The sequence below is a fragment of the Arthrobacter pasteuri genome (assembly GCF_054510955.1).
The window spans coordinates 261,811-277,077 of record NZ_JBTNDO010000001.1 but is presented as its reverse complement, the minus strand read 5'-3'; the positions used below and the strand labels follow the sequence as shown (position 1 = coordinate 277,077).

Annotated in this window: 12 protein-coding genes; 4 read left to right on the top strand and 8 right to left on the bottom strand. The window is 69.3% G+C overall.

Features of this window, described 5'->3' with window-relative positions; genetic code table 11:
- The first annotated feature begins 4 nt into the window (after positions 1 to 4).
- Together ACX80H_RS01335 and ACX80H_RS01330 are read left to right on the top strand one after the other, a co-directional pair.
- Positions 5 to 793: a TetR/AcrR family transcriptional regulator gene (locus ACX80H_RS01335; protein WP_459310630.1), complete on the top strand. Its 789-nt coding sequence runs from the start codon at positions 5 to 7 to the stop codon at positions 791 to 793.
- Between the two features lie 27 nt (positions 794 to 820).
- Complete coding sequence (locus ACX80H_RS01330; protein WP_459310629.1) at positions 821 to 2,941, top strand: acyl-CoA dehydrogenase family protein; 2,121 nt, start codon at positions 821 to 823, stop codon at positions 2,939 to 2,941.
- A 153-nt stretch (positions 2,942 to 3,094) separates the two neighbouring features.
- Here the strand turns inward: ACX80H_RS01330 and glgA are convergent, their stop codons facing one another.
- Entirely contained in the window at positions 3,095 to 4,288 is a 1,194-nt protein-coding gene (glgA, locus tag ACX80H_RS01325; protein ID WP_459313337.1) for a glycogen synthase, read from the bottom strand.
- Between the two features lie 130 nt (positions 4,289 to 4,418).
- Here glgA and glgC point away from each other — a divergent pair, with 130 nt between their 5' ends.
- Positions 4,419 to 5,678 (top strand): glucose-1-phosphate adenylyltransferase, encoded by a 1,260-nt coding sequence (gene glgC, locus ACX80H_RS01320; RefSeq protein WP_459313336.1) that lies wholly within the window; start codon positions 4,419 to 4,421, stop codon positions 5,676 to 5,678.
- 62 nt (positions 5,679 to 5,740) lie between these two features.
- Here the strand turns inward: glgC and ACX80H_RS01315 are convergent, their stop codons facing one another.
- The 3 genes from ACX80H_RS01315 to ACX80H_RS01305 all read right to left on the bottom strand — a co-directional run bounded on the left by ACX80H_RS01315 (position 5,741) and on the right by ACX80H_RS01305 (position 9,147).
- On the bottom strand, positions 5,741 to 6,592 hold the full coding sequence (locus ACX80H_RS01315) for a transglutaminase family protein (RefSeq protein ID WP_459310628.1): 852 nt from the start codon (positions 6,590 to 6,592) through the stop codon (positions 5,741 to 5,743).
- The gene (locus ACX80H_RS01310) at positions 6,589 to 7,515 is read right to left on the bottom strand and encodes an alpha-E domain-containing protein (protein ID WP_459310627.1); all 927 of its coding nucleotides are present in this window, start codon (positions 7,513 to 7,515) and stop codon (positions 6,589 to 6,591) included. Before ACX80H_RS01310 ends, ACX80H_RS01315 begins: the two co-directional genes overlap by 4 nt.
- 69 nt (positions 7,516 to 7,584) lie before the next feature.
- A complete protein-coding gene (locus ACX80H_RS01305) occupies positions 7,585 to 9,147 on the bottom strand; it encodes a circularly permuted type 2 ATP-grasp protein (RefSeq protein ID WP_459310626.1) in 1,563 nt (520 codons plus the stop codon).
- 99 nt (positions 9,148 to 9,246) lie between these two features.
- Between ACX80H_RS01305 and pepN the strand changes: the two genes are divergently transcribed.
- A complete protein-coding gene (gene pepN, locus ACX80H_RS01300) occupies positions 9,247 to 11,856 on the top strand; it encodes an aminopeptidase N (protein WP_459310625.1) in 2,610 nt (869 codons plus the stop codon).
- Here the strand turns inward: pepN and lplAB are convergent.
- The 4 genes from lplAB to ACX80H_RS01280 all read right to left on the bottom strand — a co-directional run bounded on the left by lplAB (position 11,841) and on the right by ACX80H_RS01280 (position 15,078).
- A complete protein-coding gene (lplAB, locus tag ACX80H_RS01295; protein ID WP_459310624.1) occupies positions 11,841 to 12,917 on the bottom strand; it encodes a lipoate-protein ligase LplAB in 1,077 nt (358 codons plus the stop codon). The two genes, pepN and lplAB, sit on opposite strands and share 16 nt — an antisense overlap.
- Positions 12,918 to 13,068: 151 nt before the next feature.
- Positions 13,069 to 13,326, bottom strand: a complete 258-nt coding sequence (locus tag ACX80H_RS01290; RefSeq protein WP_087073176.1) for a type B 50S ribosomal protein L31 — start codon at positions 13,324 to 13,326, stop codon at positions 13,069 to 13,071.
- A 101-nt stretch (positions 13,327 to 13,427) separates the two neighbouring features.
- Positions 13,428 to 14,255: a TrmH family RNA methyltransferase gene (locus ACX80H_RS01285; RefSeq protein ID WP_459310623.1), complete on the bottom strand. Its 828-nt coding sequence runs from the start codon at positions 14,253 to 14,255 to the stop codon at positions 13,428 to 13,430.
- A gap of 37 nt (positions 14,256 to 14,292) precedes the next feature.
- Positions 14,293 to 15,078, bottom strand: coding sequence for an ABC transporter ATP-binding protein (locus ACX80H_RS01280; RefSeq protein WP_459310622.1), 786 nt, complete (start codon positions 15,076 to 15,078; stop codon positions 14,293 to 14,295).
- Positions 15,079 to 15,267 lie beyond the last annotated feature (189 nt).

The following is a 15,267-nucleotide window of genomic DNA, read 5'->3' as shown; positions in this document are numbered from 1 at the left end:
TATCATGAAGTCTGCGCCGACCACGCTGAGCACTCCCCAAGGGAGTTCCTCCGGCGTTCCAGAGGGGGCTCCCGACGCACTCACCGATCACGCGGCGAACGGCACGCGGACAGTGACGGACGGCCGCTCCAGCCGTTGGGAGGAGCACCGCGCCGAAAGGCGGCGGCAGCTCATCAAGACGGCGAGGCGGGCGATCAGCGCTCTCGGGCCCGGGGCGTCGATGGAGGACATCGCCGCCGCCGCCGACACGTCCAAGTCGGTCTATTACCGCTACTTCGGCGACAAGACCGGGCTGCAGCGGGCGATGGCCGAGGTGGTCATCGCACAGATGCAGCAGAAGGTACTCGACGCGGCGAAGGCCGCCCCGACCCCGCGGGAAGGCCTGTATTCGATGGTGCTGGCCTACCTCCAGATGGCCCGGACCTCCCCCAACGTCTACGCCTTCGTCACCCGGGTGGGGATCGCCGAGTCGACGGCCGCCGACGACGGCGCCCAGGACACCCTCGCCCATTTCCTCGCGGCGGTCACCGAGATGCTCTCGCGGCCGATGCGTGCGGTGCTGCGCCCCGAGCGGTTTGTGGGGCCCGATGACGTCGCACCCCATTACTGGCCGGCAGCAGCGATCGGTATGGTCCGGGCGGCTGGCGAGCAGTGGCTCTGCTCCCCCGACGGGCCGGACAAGCCCACCGAGGACCAGATGGCCCGCCACATCACGGGCTGGCTCTTCGACGGCATCAGCCGGTACGAAGCCCTCGTGCCCCCCGCCCCCCCGACGATCCCCGTCTTCCCCTGAAACCCTCCGATCCGCGAAGGACACGCCATGACACAGACCATCTCCGGTCCCCAGCAGATTCCCGCCACGGTCGACATCAGGGACGACGAACAGGCCACCGTGGACACGGCGGAGCTCGGCGAACTGCTCCTCGGCAAGTGGGCGCACGTGAGGCGGGTTGCGCGGGAACTCGCCGGCCGCCCCGAGCTGCACAAGATCGAGGGGCTCACCCATCACGACCACCGGCGGCGGTGCCTCGACCAGCTCCACTACCTGGTGGAGCAGAAGGCGGTCCACCGCGCCTTCCCTGCGACCTTCGGCGGTGACGGCGACCACGGCGGCAACGTCGCAGGCTTCGAGGAACTCGTCGTCGCCGATCCCTCGCTCCAGATCAAGGCCGGCGTGCAGTGGGGGCTCTTCGGCTCGGCCGTCATGCACCTCGGCACCGAGAAGCACCACGAGGCCTGGCTGCCCGGCATCATGAACATGGAGATCCCGGGTTGCTTCGCGATGACCGAGACCGGCCACGGCAGTGACGTCGCGAGCATCGCGACCACGGCCACCTTCGACCCGGCGACCGACGAGTTCGTCATCGACACACCCTTCCGCGCTGCCTGGAAGGACTACATCGGCAACGGGGCCATCGACGGTCGCGCCGCCGTCGTCTTCGCGCAGCTCATCACCAACGGAGTGAACCACGGCGTGCACGGCATCTACGTCGAACTGCGCAACGAGGACGGCACCTTCAAGCCCGGAGTGGGCGGCGAGGACGACGGGATCAAGGGCGGCCTCAACGGCATCGACAATGGCCGGCTGCACTTCACGGACGTCCGGGTGCCGCGCACCAACCTGCTGAACCGCTACGGCGACGTCGCACCGGACGGCTCCTACTCCTCACCCATCGCCTCCCCGGGCCGCCGCTTTTTCACCATGCTCGGCACCCTCGTGCAGGGCCGTGTCTCGCTCGACGGCGCCGCCGTCGCCGCGAGCAAACTCGCGCTGACGGCGGCCATCACCTACTCCACCCAGCGCCGCCAGTTCAACGCGTCATCCGACCTCAGGGAAGAGGTGCTGATGGACTACCAGCGGCACCAGCGGCGGCTCCTGCCGCGCCTCGCAGCGACCTACGCCGCGGCCTTCGCCCATGAGGAACTCCTCGAGAAGCTCGACGACGTGTTCTCCGGCGACCACGACACCGACGAGGACCGCCAGGACCTCGAGACGCTGGCCGCCGCCTTCAAGCCACTCAGCACCTGGCTGGCGCTCGACACGCTGCAGGAGTGCCGGGAGGCGACGGGCGGTCAGGGCTTCCTCATCGAGAACCGTTTCGCGTCCCTGCGCGCGGACCTGGACGTCTACGTCACGTTCGAGGGCGACAACAACGTCCTGCTGCAGCTCGTCGCCAAGCGCCTGCTCACCGACTACGCGAAGGAGTTCAAGGGCGTCGACTTCGGCGTCCTGGCACGGTACGCGGTGTCCCAGGCAGCGGGCAGGACCCTCCACCGCTCGGGCCTCCGCCGCGTCGCGCAGACCGTCGCGGACTCCGGCTCGGAGAAGAAGTCGGCCATCGCACTGCGTGACGAGGACACGCAGCACGAACTCCTGACGGACCGGGTGCAGTCCCGCGTGGCGGCACTCGCCGCCGAACTGCGCGGCGCGAAGGGCAAGTCGCAGGAGGAGTCGGCGGCCCTGTTCAACGAGCACCAAAACGAGCTCATCGAGGTGGCCCACGCCCACGCCGAGCTGCTGCAGTGGGAGGCGTTCACACGAGGCCTGCAGCAGATCAAGGACCCGGGCACGCGGGAGATCCTCACGCGCCTGCGCGACCTGTTCGGCCTGTGCCTGATCGAGAAGGACCTTGCCTGGTTCCTCATGAACGGACGGCTGTCCTCCCAGCGCGCGCGGACGCTCGACGGCTACATCAACCGCCTGCTGGTCAAGATCCGTCCGCACGCCCTCGACCTCGTCGAAGCCTTCGGGTACGGCCCGGAGCACGTGCGCTCCGCCATCGCCGGCGGTGCCGAGCAGCAGCGCCAGGAGGAAGCCGCCGAGTACGCACGGCGCCGCCGCGCCGGCGGGGACGCACCGATCGACGAGAAGACGCTCCTGGCGCGCGCCGCCACGGAGAGGAAGGCCATGAAGGCCGGCAGGACGCGGGCGCGGCGCTGAGGCGCGGGTGAAGCACCGTGGGTAACCCACCGCGGGTGAAGCGCACGTGGAAGGCCCGGGAATCAGCTCCCGGGCCTTCCTCCGTGCGGAGCTCGCTGTCGCGAGCGACTGACTGGGTACTGCCCCGGGCACCCACGCCCGGCGTTGCCCGCGTCAGAGGACGCTGCGGTACACCCCGAGCGTCGTCTCCGCGATGGAGCCCCAGTCGAAGTGCCGCTCCGCCCGCTCGCGCCCTGCCGCGCCCATGGCTGTGGCCCTCGCGGGGTCCTCGACGAGCGCGTTGAGCGCCGCGGCGAAGTCGGCCACGAACTTCTCCGGGTCCAGGGGCGTCCCCGTGCCGTCCTGGACCTGTTCGAGAGGCACCAGGGTCCCGGTCACGCCGTCGTCGATCACCTCCGGGATGCCTCCCGTGGCCGAGGCGACCACAGCGGCGCCGCAGGCCATCGCTTCAAGGTTGACGATGCCGAGGGGTTCGTAGATGGACGGGCAGGCGAACACGGTGGCGTGGCTGAGGATCTGGATGACCTCGCGCCGCGGCAGCATCTTCTCGATCAGCACCACGGAGCCGCGCCGCTCGCGCAGGTCCGAGATGAGCACCTCGGTCTCGGCCGCCAGTTCGGGTGTGTCGGCGGCGCCGAGGCAGAGGACGAGCTGCACGTCGGCCGGCAGGTGGGCGGCCGCGCGGAGGAGGTACGGCACTCCCTTCTGGCGCGTGTTGCGGCCCACGAAGACCACGCTCGGGCGGTCCGGGTCGATGCCGTGGGCGCGGAGGGCGTCGTCGTCCTCGTCGCGCGACCACTGCGCCACGTCGATGCCGTTGTGGACCACGTGCACCTTGCCGGGGTCGACGTCAGGATAGCTGCGGAGGATATCGGCCCGCATCCCGGCGGACACGGCGATCACGGCCGCGGCCGCCTCGTAGGAGGTCTTCTCCACCCAGGACGAGAGTGCGTAGCCACCGCCGAGCTGCTCGGCCTTCCAGGGGCGCAGAGGCTCGAGGCTGTGTGCGCTCAGGACGTGCGGGATGCCGTGCAGGAGGGACGCGAGGTGGCCGGCCAAATTGGCGTACCAGGTGTGCGAGTGCACGAGGTCGGCGCCTCCGATGGCGTCCAGCATCTGAAGGTCGGTGCCGAGGGTCTGCACGGCGGCGTTCGCTCCGGCGAGCCCCTCCGGGACACCGTACGAGCGCACGAATGCGCCGTGGTAGTCCTCGGGCCGGGCTGCGCCGAAGGCGTGGACCCGGAGGTCCACCTGGGGCGCAAGGACCCTGCTCAGTTCGGCGACGTGCACCCCCGCGCCACCATAGATCTCGGGCGGGAACTCCTTGGTCACAATGTCTACTCGCACCATCCCAACGTAGTGCAGTGCGCCGGAGTCCTCTAGTGTGAAGTGACCGGAAGGGTTCCGGGTGTGTGGACCGACGCCTGACCGACCACCGGTCGCCGAGGCAGAACACTCAAGGAAGAGCGGGGGGTCGATAGTGGCACCGAAGAAAGTACTTGCCGTGGTGTTGGCAGGCGGAGAAGGCAAGCGGCTGATGCCGCTGACCGCGGACAGGGCGAAGCCGGCCGTGCCGTTCGCGGGCAGCTACCGCCTGATCGACTTCGCGCTGTCCAACCTGGTCAACTCGGGATACCTCCAGATCGTGGTGCTCACGCAGTACAAGTCCCACAGCCTCGACCGGCACATTTCCGAGACCTGGCGGATGTCCACGCAGCTGCAGAACTACATCGCCTCGGTACCCGCGCAGCAGCGACGCGGCAAGAGCTGGTTTCTCGGCAGCGCCAATGCCATCTACCAGTCCCTCAACCTCATCCACGACGCCCAGCCGGACATCGTCGTCGTGATCGGCGCGGACCACGTGTACCGCATGGACTTTCAGCAGATGGTCGACGCGCATGTGAAGAGCGGTGCGTCCGTCAGCGTCGCGGCCGTCCGGCAGCCCATGCACCTCGTCGACCAGTTCGGCGTCATCGAAGTGGACCAGAACGATCCCGGACGCATCGCGGCCTTCGTCGAGAAGCCGAAGACGACGCCGGGACTTCCCGACGACCCCAACAGCTTCCTCGCCTCCATGGGCAACTACGTCTTCACCACCGATGCGCTCGTCAAGGCCCTCGAGGACGACGCCGCACGGCTCGACACCAAGCACGACATGGGCGGGGACATCATCCCCTACTTCGTGGAGCGCAACGACGCCGCGGTGTACGACTTCACGACGAACGACATCCCGGGCGCCACCGACCGTGACCGCCAGTACTGGCGCGACGTGGGCACCATGGACTCGTACTACGAGGCCAACATGGACCTCATCTCCCCCCTGCCGCTGTTCAACCTCTACAACCTGCAGTGGCCCATCTACACGCGGCAGAGCGTCTCACCGCCGGCGAAGTTCGTCCGAAGCGCATCGGGCCGGTCCGGCGAGGCGCACGACTCGATCGTCTCGGCCGGCGTCGTCGTCTCCGGTGGTGCCGTGAACACCTCCATCCTGGCGACCGACGTGTTCATCGACGAGGCCGCCGAGGTGACGGGCTGCGTGCTCCTGGACAAGGTCACCGTCGGCGCGGGTGCGGTGGTCCGGCGAGCCATCATCGACAAGAACGTCCGCATCCCCCCGGGCGCACAGATCGGCGTCGACTTCGAGCTGGACCGAAGCCGCGGCTTCGCGGTCACGGACTCGGGACTGACGATCGTCAGCAAGAACCAGGTCGTCGAACCGGCCTACCCCGCCATCTGACGCACGCAGAGAAGGCCCCCGGCATGCCGGGGGCCTTCTCTGCGTGGCAGGTCCGGGAGGGGCTAGGCGACCCTGGTGATGGCGACCGTCACGTTGAGCGTCGATCCTCCGCCGCCGGACAGGATGCCCTTGAGCGGAGAGACGTCGCGGTAGTCGCGGCCACGGGCCACGGAGACGTGGAAGTCGCTCACCGGACCACTGTTGGTCGGATCCCAGCCGCGCCACTCGCCGTCGTACCACTCCACCCAGGCGTGCGACTGTCCGGCGACCGTCTCGCCGATATCCGCGCTGCGGCGGGGGTGCAGGTAGCCGGAGATGTACCGCGCGGGGATGCCGAGGCTGCGCAGGGCTCCGATCGCGACGTGCGCGAGGTCCTGGCAGACGCCCGCGCGTTCCGCCCAGGCGTCGCGGGCGCTGGTCTGCACGCCGGTGGCGCCCTGGACGTAGTCCATCTGCTGCCGCAGCCAGTCGAAGACGGCACGGGCGGTCTCGTGGGGGTTGCGGTCGCGCGCGAGGGCGGCGACCAGCGCGCGCACCTCCTCACCCGGCTCGCTGAGGTTCGTCTGGGCCAGCCAGTCGGCGAACTCGTCGGTCAGGGACGGGGCGGCGAGGTCCTCCCAGGACAGGATCTCCGCCTCGCCGGGCACGCGCTCCACGCGGCTGACCTCGACGGTGGAGAGGGCCGTGACCTCGAGGTGCTCGTGCGGCACATGGACGTCGAACGACGTCACGCGGGTGCCCCAGTAGTCCCGGTAGGTGGACACGGCGGCGCTCGACGGACTGATCTTCAGGGTTGACTCGAGGACCACCTGCTGCGGGTCGGTGAGGGGTGTCATGCGAGCCTCGTTGTAGGACAGCGAGACCCGGCCGCGGTAGTCGTAGCCGGTGCGGTGCTCGATCAGCAGGCGTGTCATGAGACCTCTCCAACCCAGGACAGCTCGTCCGCCTGGGAAAAGTACGTGCGGGACACGGCGTCGGAGGCCCGCGCGCAGGCCTTCTGGATGCGGTCCATGTGCTCGGGCAATTCGGACATGAGGTCCCGCGTCTGGTGGAACTCGAGGAAGGTCCTCGCCTGCCCGACGATCCGGGTGGCGTCATTGATGAACCCGACGCGCTGGTACGCGGGATTCAGCTGGGTGAGGCACTTCTCGGCGTCGCTGAGCGCGTAGACGATGGACCGCGGGAACAGGCGGTCCAGGAGCAGGAACTCCGCGGCCTGCTGGTCGCCGAAGGAGGCCCGCCGGGTGCGGAGGAACGACTCGTACGCGCCTGCGCACCGCAGCATGTTGACCCAGGACAGACCCGCAGCGTGGACGTCATGCGTGGAGAGCATCCGGGCCGTCATGTCGGCGCGTTCGAGGCTGCGCCCGAGGACCAGGAACTGCCAGGACTCGTCGTGGCTCATGGTGGTGTCCGACAGTCCCCGTATCATCGCCGTCCGCTCCACCACCCAGTGGCAGAAGCGGTAGGTCCCGACGACGTCCTTGCGGTGCTGGGTCAGGCCGTACCAGGTGGTGTTCAGGCCCTCCCAGACGCTGCTCGAGACGGTCTCGCGGGCCCGCCGCGCGTTCTCGCGCGCGGCTCCCAGGGCGCCGGCGATGGAGGTGGCGCTCGTCCGATTGTAGGCGAGAGCCTGGAGCAGGTCCGAGAGGTCGATGTCGTCCTTCTCGGGATGGCTGCCCATGACGCCGAGCAGGTGCCGGGAGGTCTCCCTCTGCTGGGCGAGCGGCATCTGGTTGAGCCGTTCGAGGTGGACGTCGAGGATGCGCGCCGTCCCGTCGGCGCGTTCGACGTAGCGGCCGATCCAGAAGAGGGATTCAGCGATGCGGCTGAGCATGGAGCCTGCCTTCCATGGAGGTCGGGGAAGTCGGGGTGTTCGAGGAAGTCGTGGTCGTCGGGGCGGCGGTCATTGTTGCTGCTGCTCCGACTGCTTGTCCTGCCAGTTGGTCTCGATCGGCCAGACGCTGGTGCGTTCCCGGACGGTCACAGTCGGGCGTTCCTGCGGCACGTCCGCCGGACCGCGGACCTCGCCGTCCACCACCCAGGTGTCCTTGGAGCCTCCGCCCTGGCTCGAGTTGACGATCAGTGAGCCCTCCTTCATGGCCACACGCGTCAGTCCGCCGGGAAGCACCCAGACCTCCTCGCCGTCGTTGATCGCGAAGGGTCGCAGGTCCACGTGGCGGGGGCTGAACTGGCCCCCGGACATGGTCGGCACGGTGGAGAGCTGGAGGACCGGCTGGGCGATCCAGCCGCGCGGGTCCTCGAGGACCTTGGCGCGGAGGATGTCGAGTTCGGCCTTCGTGGCGTCCGGGCCGATGACGAGTCCCTTGCCGCCGGAGCCGTCCACGGGCTTCACGACGAGTTCATCGAGCCGGTCGAGCACTTCCTCGCGTGCCGGGGCATCCTCGAGCCGGTACGTGTCCACGTTGGCGATGATGGGCTCCTCGCCCAGGTAGTACCGGATGAGGTCGGGGACGTAGGTGTAGACGAGCTTGTCGTCGGCCACGCCGTTGCCGACGGCGTTCGCGATGGTCACCATGCCGGCGCGGGCGGCGTTGACGATGCCGGGACACCCGAGCACCGAGTCCGCGCGGAACTGCAGGGGGTCCAGGAACTCGTCGTCGATGCGCTTGTAGATGACGTCCACGCGCTGCTCCCCCGCCGTCGTCCGCATGTACACGCGGTTGCCACGGCAGATCAGGTCGCGTCCCTCCACGAGTTCCACGCCCATGAGCCCGGCGAGCAGGGTGTGCTCGAAATAGGCGGAGTTGAAGACACCCGGGGTCAGCACCACGACGGTGGGTTCCTCCACCCCGGGAGGCGCTGTCTTGCGCAGGGCGGCGAGGAGGCGGCGCGGGTATTCCTCGACCGGCCGGATGTGCTGCTGCCCGAAGGCCTCCGGGAGCCCCTTGGCCATGGCCCGCCGGTTCTCCAGCACGTAACTGACACCGCTGGGCACGCGGACGTTGTCCTCGAGGACACGGAAGGTGCCCTGCTGGTCCCGCACGACGTCGATCCCCGAGATGTGGACGCGCACGCCGCCCGCCGGGGCGAACCCCGCGACCTCCCGGTGGAAGTGGGCGCTGGAGGTGATCAGCCGTCGCGGTATGACCCCGTCGGACACCACGGTCATCTTGTCGTAGACGTCGCTGAGGAACGCCTCGAGCGCCTTCACACGCTGCGCGACCCCGCGTTCCAGGACCTCCCAGTCGCTGCCGGCGATCACGCGCGGCACGATATCGAGCGGGAAGGGACGCTCCTCACCGGCGAAGTCGAAGGTGACGCCGCGGTCGAGGAAGGTGCGCGCCATCGAGTCGGCACGGGCTGTGACATCGGCGAGGTTGAGAGCGTCCAGGGCGGCCGCGACCTGGCCGTATTCGGTGCGCGGAAGGTACCCGGCATCGAACATCTCATCGAAGGCGGTCGTCTTGCGGGCGGCGGCTGGATAGTCAGCAAAGAGCTCGGACATAACCCAACAGTGCCATGGATGAAGCGCCGATACGCACTGCCACACGCGCCGTTAACATGCCCGAAACGAAGCGGTGAGGCTGCGTGATTGAATGGCCGGATGGAGAACGAGAACCTGCGCCGCGACGAGGCGGCCGCGCGGTCGGCCCTGCTGGAGACCGGCAGCTACGCCGTCGAGCTCGATCTCTCGGAGGCCTGCGATATCACGGAGGGGACGTACCGGAGCACCACCACCGCGGTCTTCTCGTGCCGCGAACCCGGCAGCTCGACGTTCCTCGACTTCATCGGCGAGGTCACCGCCGTCGAGCTGAACGGACGGGTGCTGGACCCGACCGCCGTGAGCGATGGCGCCAGGGTCCTCCTCGACGACCTCGCGGCCTCGAACACGGTCACGGTGGAGGGACGCGCGGCCTACAGCACGAGCGGTGAGGGACTCCACCGGTTCGTGGATCCCGCCGACGGGGAAACCTACCTCTACACCCAGTACGAGCCGGCCGACGCGCGCCGCGTCTTCGCGAACTTCGAGCAGCCGGACCTCAAGGCCTCCTTCTCCTTCCGCGTCATCGCACCCGCCGGCTGGACCGTGGCCTCGAACGGCGCGGAGGCAGCGGTCGTGCCGCTCGACGACGCACCGGGCTCGGCCGTGCGGTGGACCTTCGCGCCGACCCGGCGGATCTCGACCTACATCACCACCATCCTTGCGGGCCCTTACCACTGCGAGACCGACTCGTGGACCGGTGCGCCGGGGACGGCCGGGGAGGGCCTCGAGGTGCCGCTGGCCCTGTTCTGCCGCCGCTCCCTCGCGCCGTCCTTCGACGCACCGGAGATTTTCGACACCACCCGGCGCGGCCTCGACTTCTTCCACGACCTGTTCGACTACCCGTACCCCTTCGGCAAGTACGACCAGGCGTTCGTTCCCGAGTACAACCTCGGCGCCATGGAGAACCCCGGACTGGTGACCTTCACGGAGAACTACGTGTTCGAGTCGGCGGCCACCGAGGCACAGCGCGAGGCACGGGCCAACACGATCCTGCACGAGATGGCGCACATGTGGTTCGGGGACCTCGTGACCATGTCCTGGTGGGACGACCTGTGGCTCAAGGAGTCCTTCGCGGACTACATGGGCGCGCTGGCGGTGGCGGAGGCCACGCGGTGGAGCACGTCCTGGGTGAGTTTCGCGAACCGCCGGAAGTCGTGGGCCTATGTGCAGGACCAGCTCCCGACGACGCACCCGATCGTCGCCGACATCCCGGACCTCGAGGCAGCGAAGCAGAACTTCGACGGCATCACGTACGCCAAGGGCGCGTCGGTGCTCAAGCAGCTCGTGGCCTTCGTCGGGCGGGAGGCCTTCACCGACGCCGTGCGCCGGTACTTCCGGAAACACGAGTACGGGAACACGACGCTCGCCGATCTCCTCGACGTGCTCACCAACGCCACGGGCCGGGACCTCGGCACCTGGTCGCGGTCCTGGCTGCAGACGTCCGGCGTGCCGTCCCTCGGCGCGGAGGTCGTCGCCGACGGCGGCGTGCTCCGACAGGTCACGATCGTGCAGAACGCGGTGGACCCGGTCACGGGCGTGGAGGAACCCCGCCCCCACCGGGTCAGGCTGGGCCTGTACTCCTTCGACGCCGACGGCTGGCTCGTGCGGACCGGCGCCGAGGCGGTGACCGTCGAGGGCGGCCGGACTCCGGTCCCCGCGCTCACCGGCACCGCGCAGCCCGACCTCCTGCTGGTCAACGACGACGACCTGACCTACGCCAAGCTCTCCTTCGACGAGCGTTCGCTCTCGACCCTGCTGTCCTCGATCCACCGCCTGCGCGATCCGCTGGCGCGGGCGACGTGCCTGACGGCCCTCTGGTCCAGCACGAGGGACGCCCGCCTGCCGGTGGACTCCTACCTCGACGCCGTTCTGCTCGCCGCGCCGGCCGAGACCGGCGTGGGCGTGCTGCAGGTCCTGCTGGCCACCACCGGCACCGCGGTCGAGCGCTTTGCTCCGGCGGGCCGGCGTGCCGGCCTCCGCGACCGGGTGAGTAGCTTCCTCGAGGAGGGGCTGCGGACGGCCGCTGCGGGATCGGACCTGCAGCTCGCGTGGGCGCGCGCACTGGCCTCCGCCGCCAGGACCACTGCCCGGGCGGCCGACGTCGTCCGCGCGGTGCTCGACGGCGACGAGAGGATCACAGGGCTTCCCCTCGACCCCGAGCTGCGCTGGCTCTTCCTGCAGGGACTGGCGGCGCAGCAGCGCGTGCTCCCCGGCGAACTGGAGTCCGAGCGTGCCGCGGATGCGACCGCGTCGGGAAGGGTCGGGTTCACCCTGGCCTCCGCCGCGATCCCGGACGCGGGCATCAAGAAGGCGACCTGGGAGGAAGCCGTGCACGGCGACCGCTTGTCCAACGAGCTGCTCAGTGCGGCGATCGAGGGTTTCGTGCTGGGCCCGCGCGGCCTGCTCGGCCGCTACGAGGAACCCTACTTCGGTGCGCTCCGCGGGGTCTGGGCCACGCGTGGCATCGAGATGGCGAGCAGGATCGTGCGTGGCCTGTACCCGGGGAGCCAGGACCTGGACGGGGCGCCGGAGGAGCACCCCGTGGTCGAGCGGACGGATGCCTGGCTGGACGGGAATTCCGACGCTCCGGCGGCACTGCGCCGCATCGTCCTCGAGGAGCGCGACCACCTGCTGCGCTCCCTCAGGGCGCAGGCTCAGGGCACGCGGTAGAGCCACTCCTCGGTGCCGAACTTGCGCTCCACGAGTTCCCCGGCGCGCTGCAGCTCGTCCTCGGACAGAGTCGCGTCCACGGCGCCGTAGCGCTGCCGAAAGGTGGAGATCATCACGTCGATGATCTCCTCACGGGCCACGCCCGTCTGGCGACGCAGCGGATCCACCCTCTTCTTGGCGCTCTTCGTGCCCTTGTCGGACATCTTCTCCTTGCCGATGCGGAGCACCTCGAGCATCTTGTCGGCGTCGATGTCGTAGCTCATGGTCACGTGGTGCAGCATGCCGCCGTTGGCGAGCCGTTTCTGCGCGGCACCGCCGATCTTGCCGATCTCCGTGGCGATGTCGTTTAAAGGCTGGTACCAGGCCCTGATGCCGAGCTTCTCGAGCGCCTCCATCACCCACGCGTCCAGGAAGGGGTACGAGTCAGCGAAGCTCATGCCGTCCACGAGCGACTGCGGTACGTAGAGGGAGTAGGTGATTGCATTGCCGTGCTCCATGAACATGGCGCCGCCGCCGCTGATCCTGCGCACGACGGTGACACCGTGCCGGGCGGCTCCGTCGGGGTCCACCTCGTTGCGCATGGACTGGAAACTACCGATCACCACCGACGGGGACTGCCACTCCCAGAAGCGCAGGGTCGGGTTGCGGGCGCCGGAACCGACGTCGTGCGTCAGGACCTCGTCCATGGCGACGTGCATCGCCGTGGACAGCGGTGTCGGCGGGATGATCTCCCACTGGTGGTCGGCGAACCCGGTGGCCCGGCCCAGGGCGCGGCGGACGGCCGTGGCGATGGCGGATGCCGAGAACCCGAACAGGACGGCGGAAGGATCGAGGCGTGCCGTGATGGCGCTCGCGAGTTCCCCGGGCGCCGTGTCCGTGGGAAGGCCCTCGAGCGCGGCATTGATGTCGAGGAGGGCCTCGTCCGGCTCGAGGAAGAAGTCACCATTGACCGAGACCCCGGTGAGGCGCCCGTCCCGGACCGAGAGGTCCACGGCGGTGAGCTTGCCGCCCGGGGTCTTGAACTCGCCGTGCAGGCGGCCGTCGTCCGATGCCGATGCCATGGGTGGACCTCCTGGGTGCCGGCCCGCTGCGGGCGGGCAGTGCTGGTGCTGGATGGAACTGCTCGTTAAGCGGGAAAAGCCACGCCGTCGCGGCATGGCTTTCCCTCGTGGATGCAGGGCGTCAAGCCCTCGTCCGGTGTGCTGCGGAAGACTACTTCTTGCCGCCGAAGCCCTTGAAACGGGCGTTGAAGCGCTCGACGCGACCGGCGGAGTCCATGATGCGCTGCTTGCCCGTGTAGAACGGGTGCGACTCCGAGGAGATCTCGACCTCGATGAGGGGGTAGGTGTTGCCGTCTTCCCACTCGATGGTCTTGGACGAGCCGACCGTGGACTTGGTCAGGAACGCCTTGTCGGAGGCCAGATCGCGGAACACGACCGACTGGTACTGGGGGTGGATTTCAGACTTCACGGGACTACCTTCTCTGGTTGCCTGGATTTTGCCAGGCACGGGGGATGTAAAGGTTGGCGACAGGGCCAGCTATTCATACTAGCGCAGGAGGCCCTCCGACGCTAAAGCGCGTGCACCGCGCCGACGTCGTACCGGCACTCCCAGAAGGCGACGGCGGCCGCCGCGGCCACGTTCAGCGAGTCCACTCCCCCGTGCATCGGGATGGTCAGGGCGACATCGGCCTGCGCGAGTGCGCCGTCGCTCAGCCCGTCGCCCTCGGTGCCGAGCAGGAGGGCGAGGCGCTCGTGCTCCCCGGCGGCGAACTCCCCCAGCGGCACCGCCCCGGGCACCAGGGCGAGGGCTGCGACGGTGAAACCCGCCCCCCGGACGGCGGCGAGGGCATCCGGCCAGGTCACGAGGCGGACCCAAGGCACCTGGAAGACGCTGCCCATGCTCACGCGGACTGCCCGCCGGTAGAGCGGATCGGCGCTGCGGGGGCTCACCAGGACGGCGTCGATGCCGAGGGCAGCCGCCGAGCGGAACACGGCGCCGAGGTTGGTGTGGTCCACCATGTCCTCGATGATGGCGATGCGATGCGAGGACGCGAGGACATCGGCGAGCGGGAGCGGCTCGGGACGGTGCATGGCGGCCAGGGCGCCGCGGTGGAGGTGAAAGCCCGTGATCGCCTCGAGCGTGGCTTCCGGTGCCACGAAGGCGGGGACGGACGCGAACCGCGAGAGGACGTCCGCCAGATCGGCCAGCCACTTGGGGGCCAACAGGAAGGAGCGGGGCACATGGCCCGCGTCGATCGCGCGCCGCAGCACCTTGGAGCTCTCCGCGATGTAGAGGCCCTCCGCCGGTTCCTTCGCGAGGCGGAGCTGGACGTCGGTGAGGTTCCGGTAGTCCGCGAGCCGCGGATCGTCGACATCGTCGAGCTCGACGAGCGCCATCAGGTTTCCCTACCGGACAGCGGAGCGACCGGCGGCGTCACGCCCGGGCGACCGCGCTGTAGCGGCCGTTCTCCTCGGTGACTCGAAGGGCGACGTCGAACGCTTCGCTCAGGTTCTCCTCGGTCAGGACGCCCGGGAGCGGGCCTGCGGCCACGACCCTGCCGTCGCGGAGGAGCAACGCGTGCGTGAAGCCGGGCGGCACTTCCTCGAGGTGGTGCGTCACCAGCACCATGGCCGGCGCTTCCTCGTCCCGCGCGAGCTCCGTCAAGCGCTTCACGAGGTCCTCGCGACCGGCGAGGTCGAGACCCGCCGCGGGTTCGTCGAGGAGGAGCAGCTCCGGATCGGCCATGAGGGCCCGGGCGATCTGCACGCGCTTCCGCTCGCCCTCGCTCAGGGAGCCGAAGCGGCGGTTCATGAAGCGGGACATGCCCCACGTGTCGAGGAGGCGGAAGGCGCGTCGTTCGTCGAGGCGCTCGTACTGCTCGCGCCACCGGCCGGTGACGCCGTAGGAGGCGGTCACGACGACGTTCAGGACCGTCTCGTCGTCGGGGACCTGTGTGGCGAGGGCAGCGGACGCCAGTCCGATGCGCGGGCGGAGCTCGAACACGTCGACGGCGCCCATCACCTCGTCGAGGATGCCCACCACACCGCGGGTCGGATGCAGGCGCGCACCCGCGAGCTGCAGCAGCGTGGTCTTGCCCGCTCCGTTGGGGCCCATGACCACCCAGCGCTCACCCTCGCTGACCTGCCAGTCGATGTTATCGAGAAGAGTCTTGCCGCCCCTGACGAGGCTCACTCCCGCCAGTTCCAGAACGTCGCTCATGGTCCTAGACACTAGGCTAAGGAGCGGCTCCGTGGCGAAACCGGGAGCCTCCCGAGGGTTGTGCCCGACGGTCGTGCCCGTCCCGGCAGGTGCCGTCGGAGTCGCACCGGCAGCGCCCGGGAAGGGAACCCGCGCGCCCGGGCGTCCCCGGGGCAGGACGGGAAGAACACGACGACGCCGCCAGCGGCA

Coding starts and splice junctions, on each gene's coding strand:
- ACX80H_RS01310 (WP_459310627.1), bottom strand. CDS start 7,515: ATGCTCAGCCGCATCGCTGAATCCCTCTTCTGGATCGGCCGCTACGTC.
- ACX80H_RS01335 (WP_459310630.1), top strand. CDS start 5: ATGAAGTCTGCGCCGACCACGCTGAGCACTCCCCAAGGGAGTTCCTCC.
- ACX80H_RS01305 (WP_459310626.1), bottom strand. CDS start 9,147: ATGTCCGAGCTCTTTGCTGACTATCCAGCCGCCGCCCGCAAGACGACC.
- ACX80H_RS01330 (WP_459310629.1), top strand. CDS start 821: ATGACACAGACCATCTCCGGTCCCCAGCAGATTCCCGCCACGGTCGAC.
- ACX80H_RS01315 (WP_459310628.1), bottom strand. CDS start 6,592: ATGACACGCCTGCTGATCGAGCACCGCACCGGCTACGACTACCGCGGC.
- lplAB (WP_459310624.1), bottom strand. CDS start 12,917: ATGGCATCGGCATCGGACGACGGCCGCCTGCACGGCGAGTTCAAGACC.
- ACX80H_RS01285 (WP_459310623.1), bottom strand. CDS start 14,255: ATGGCGCTCGTCGAGCTCGACGATGTCGACGATCCGCGGCTCGCGGAC.
- pepN (WP_459310625.1), top strand. CDS start 9,247: ATGGAGAACGAGAACCTGCGCCGCGACGAGGCGGCCGCGCGGTCGGCC.
- ACX80H_RS01280 (WP_459310622.1), bottom strand. CDS start 15,078: ATGAGCGACGTTCTGGAACTGGCGGGAGTGAGCCTCGTCAGGGGCGGC.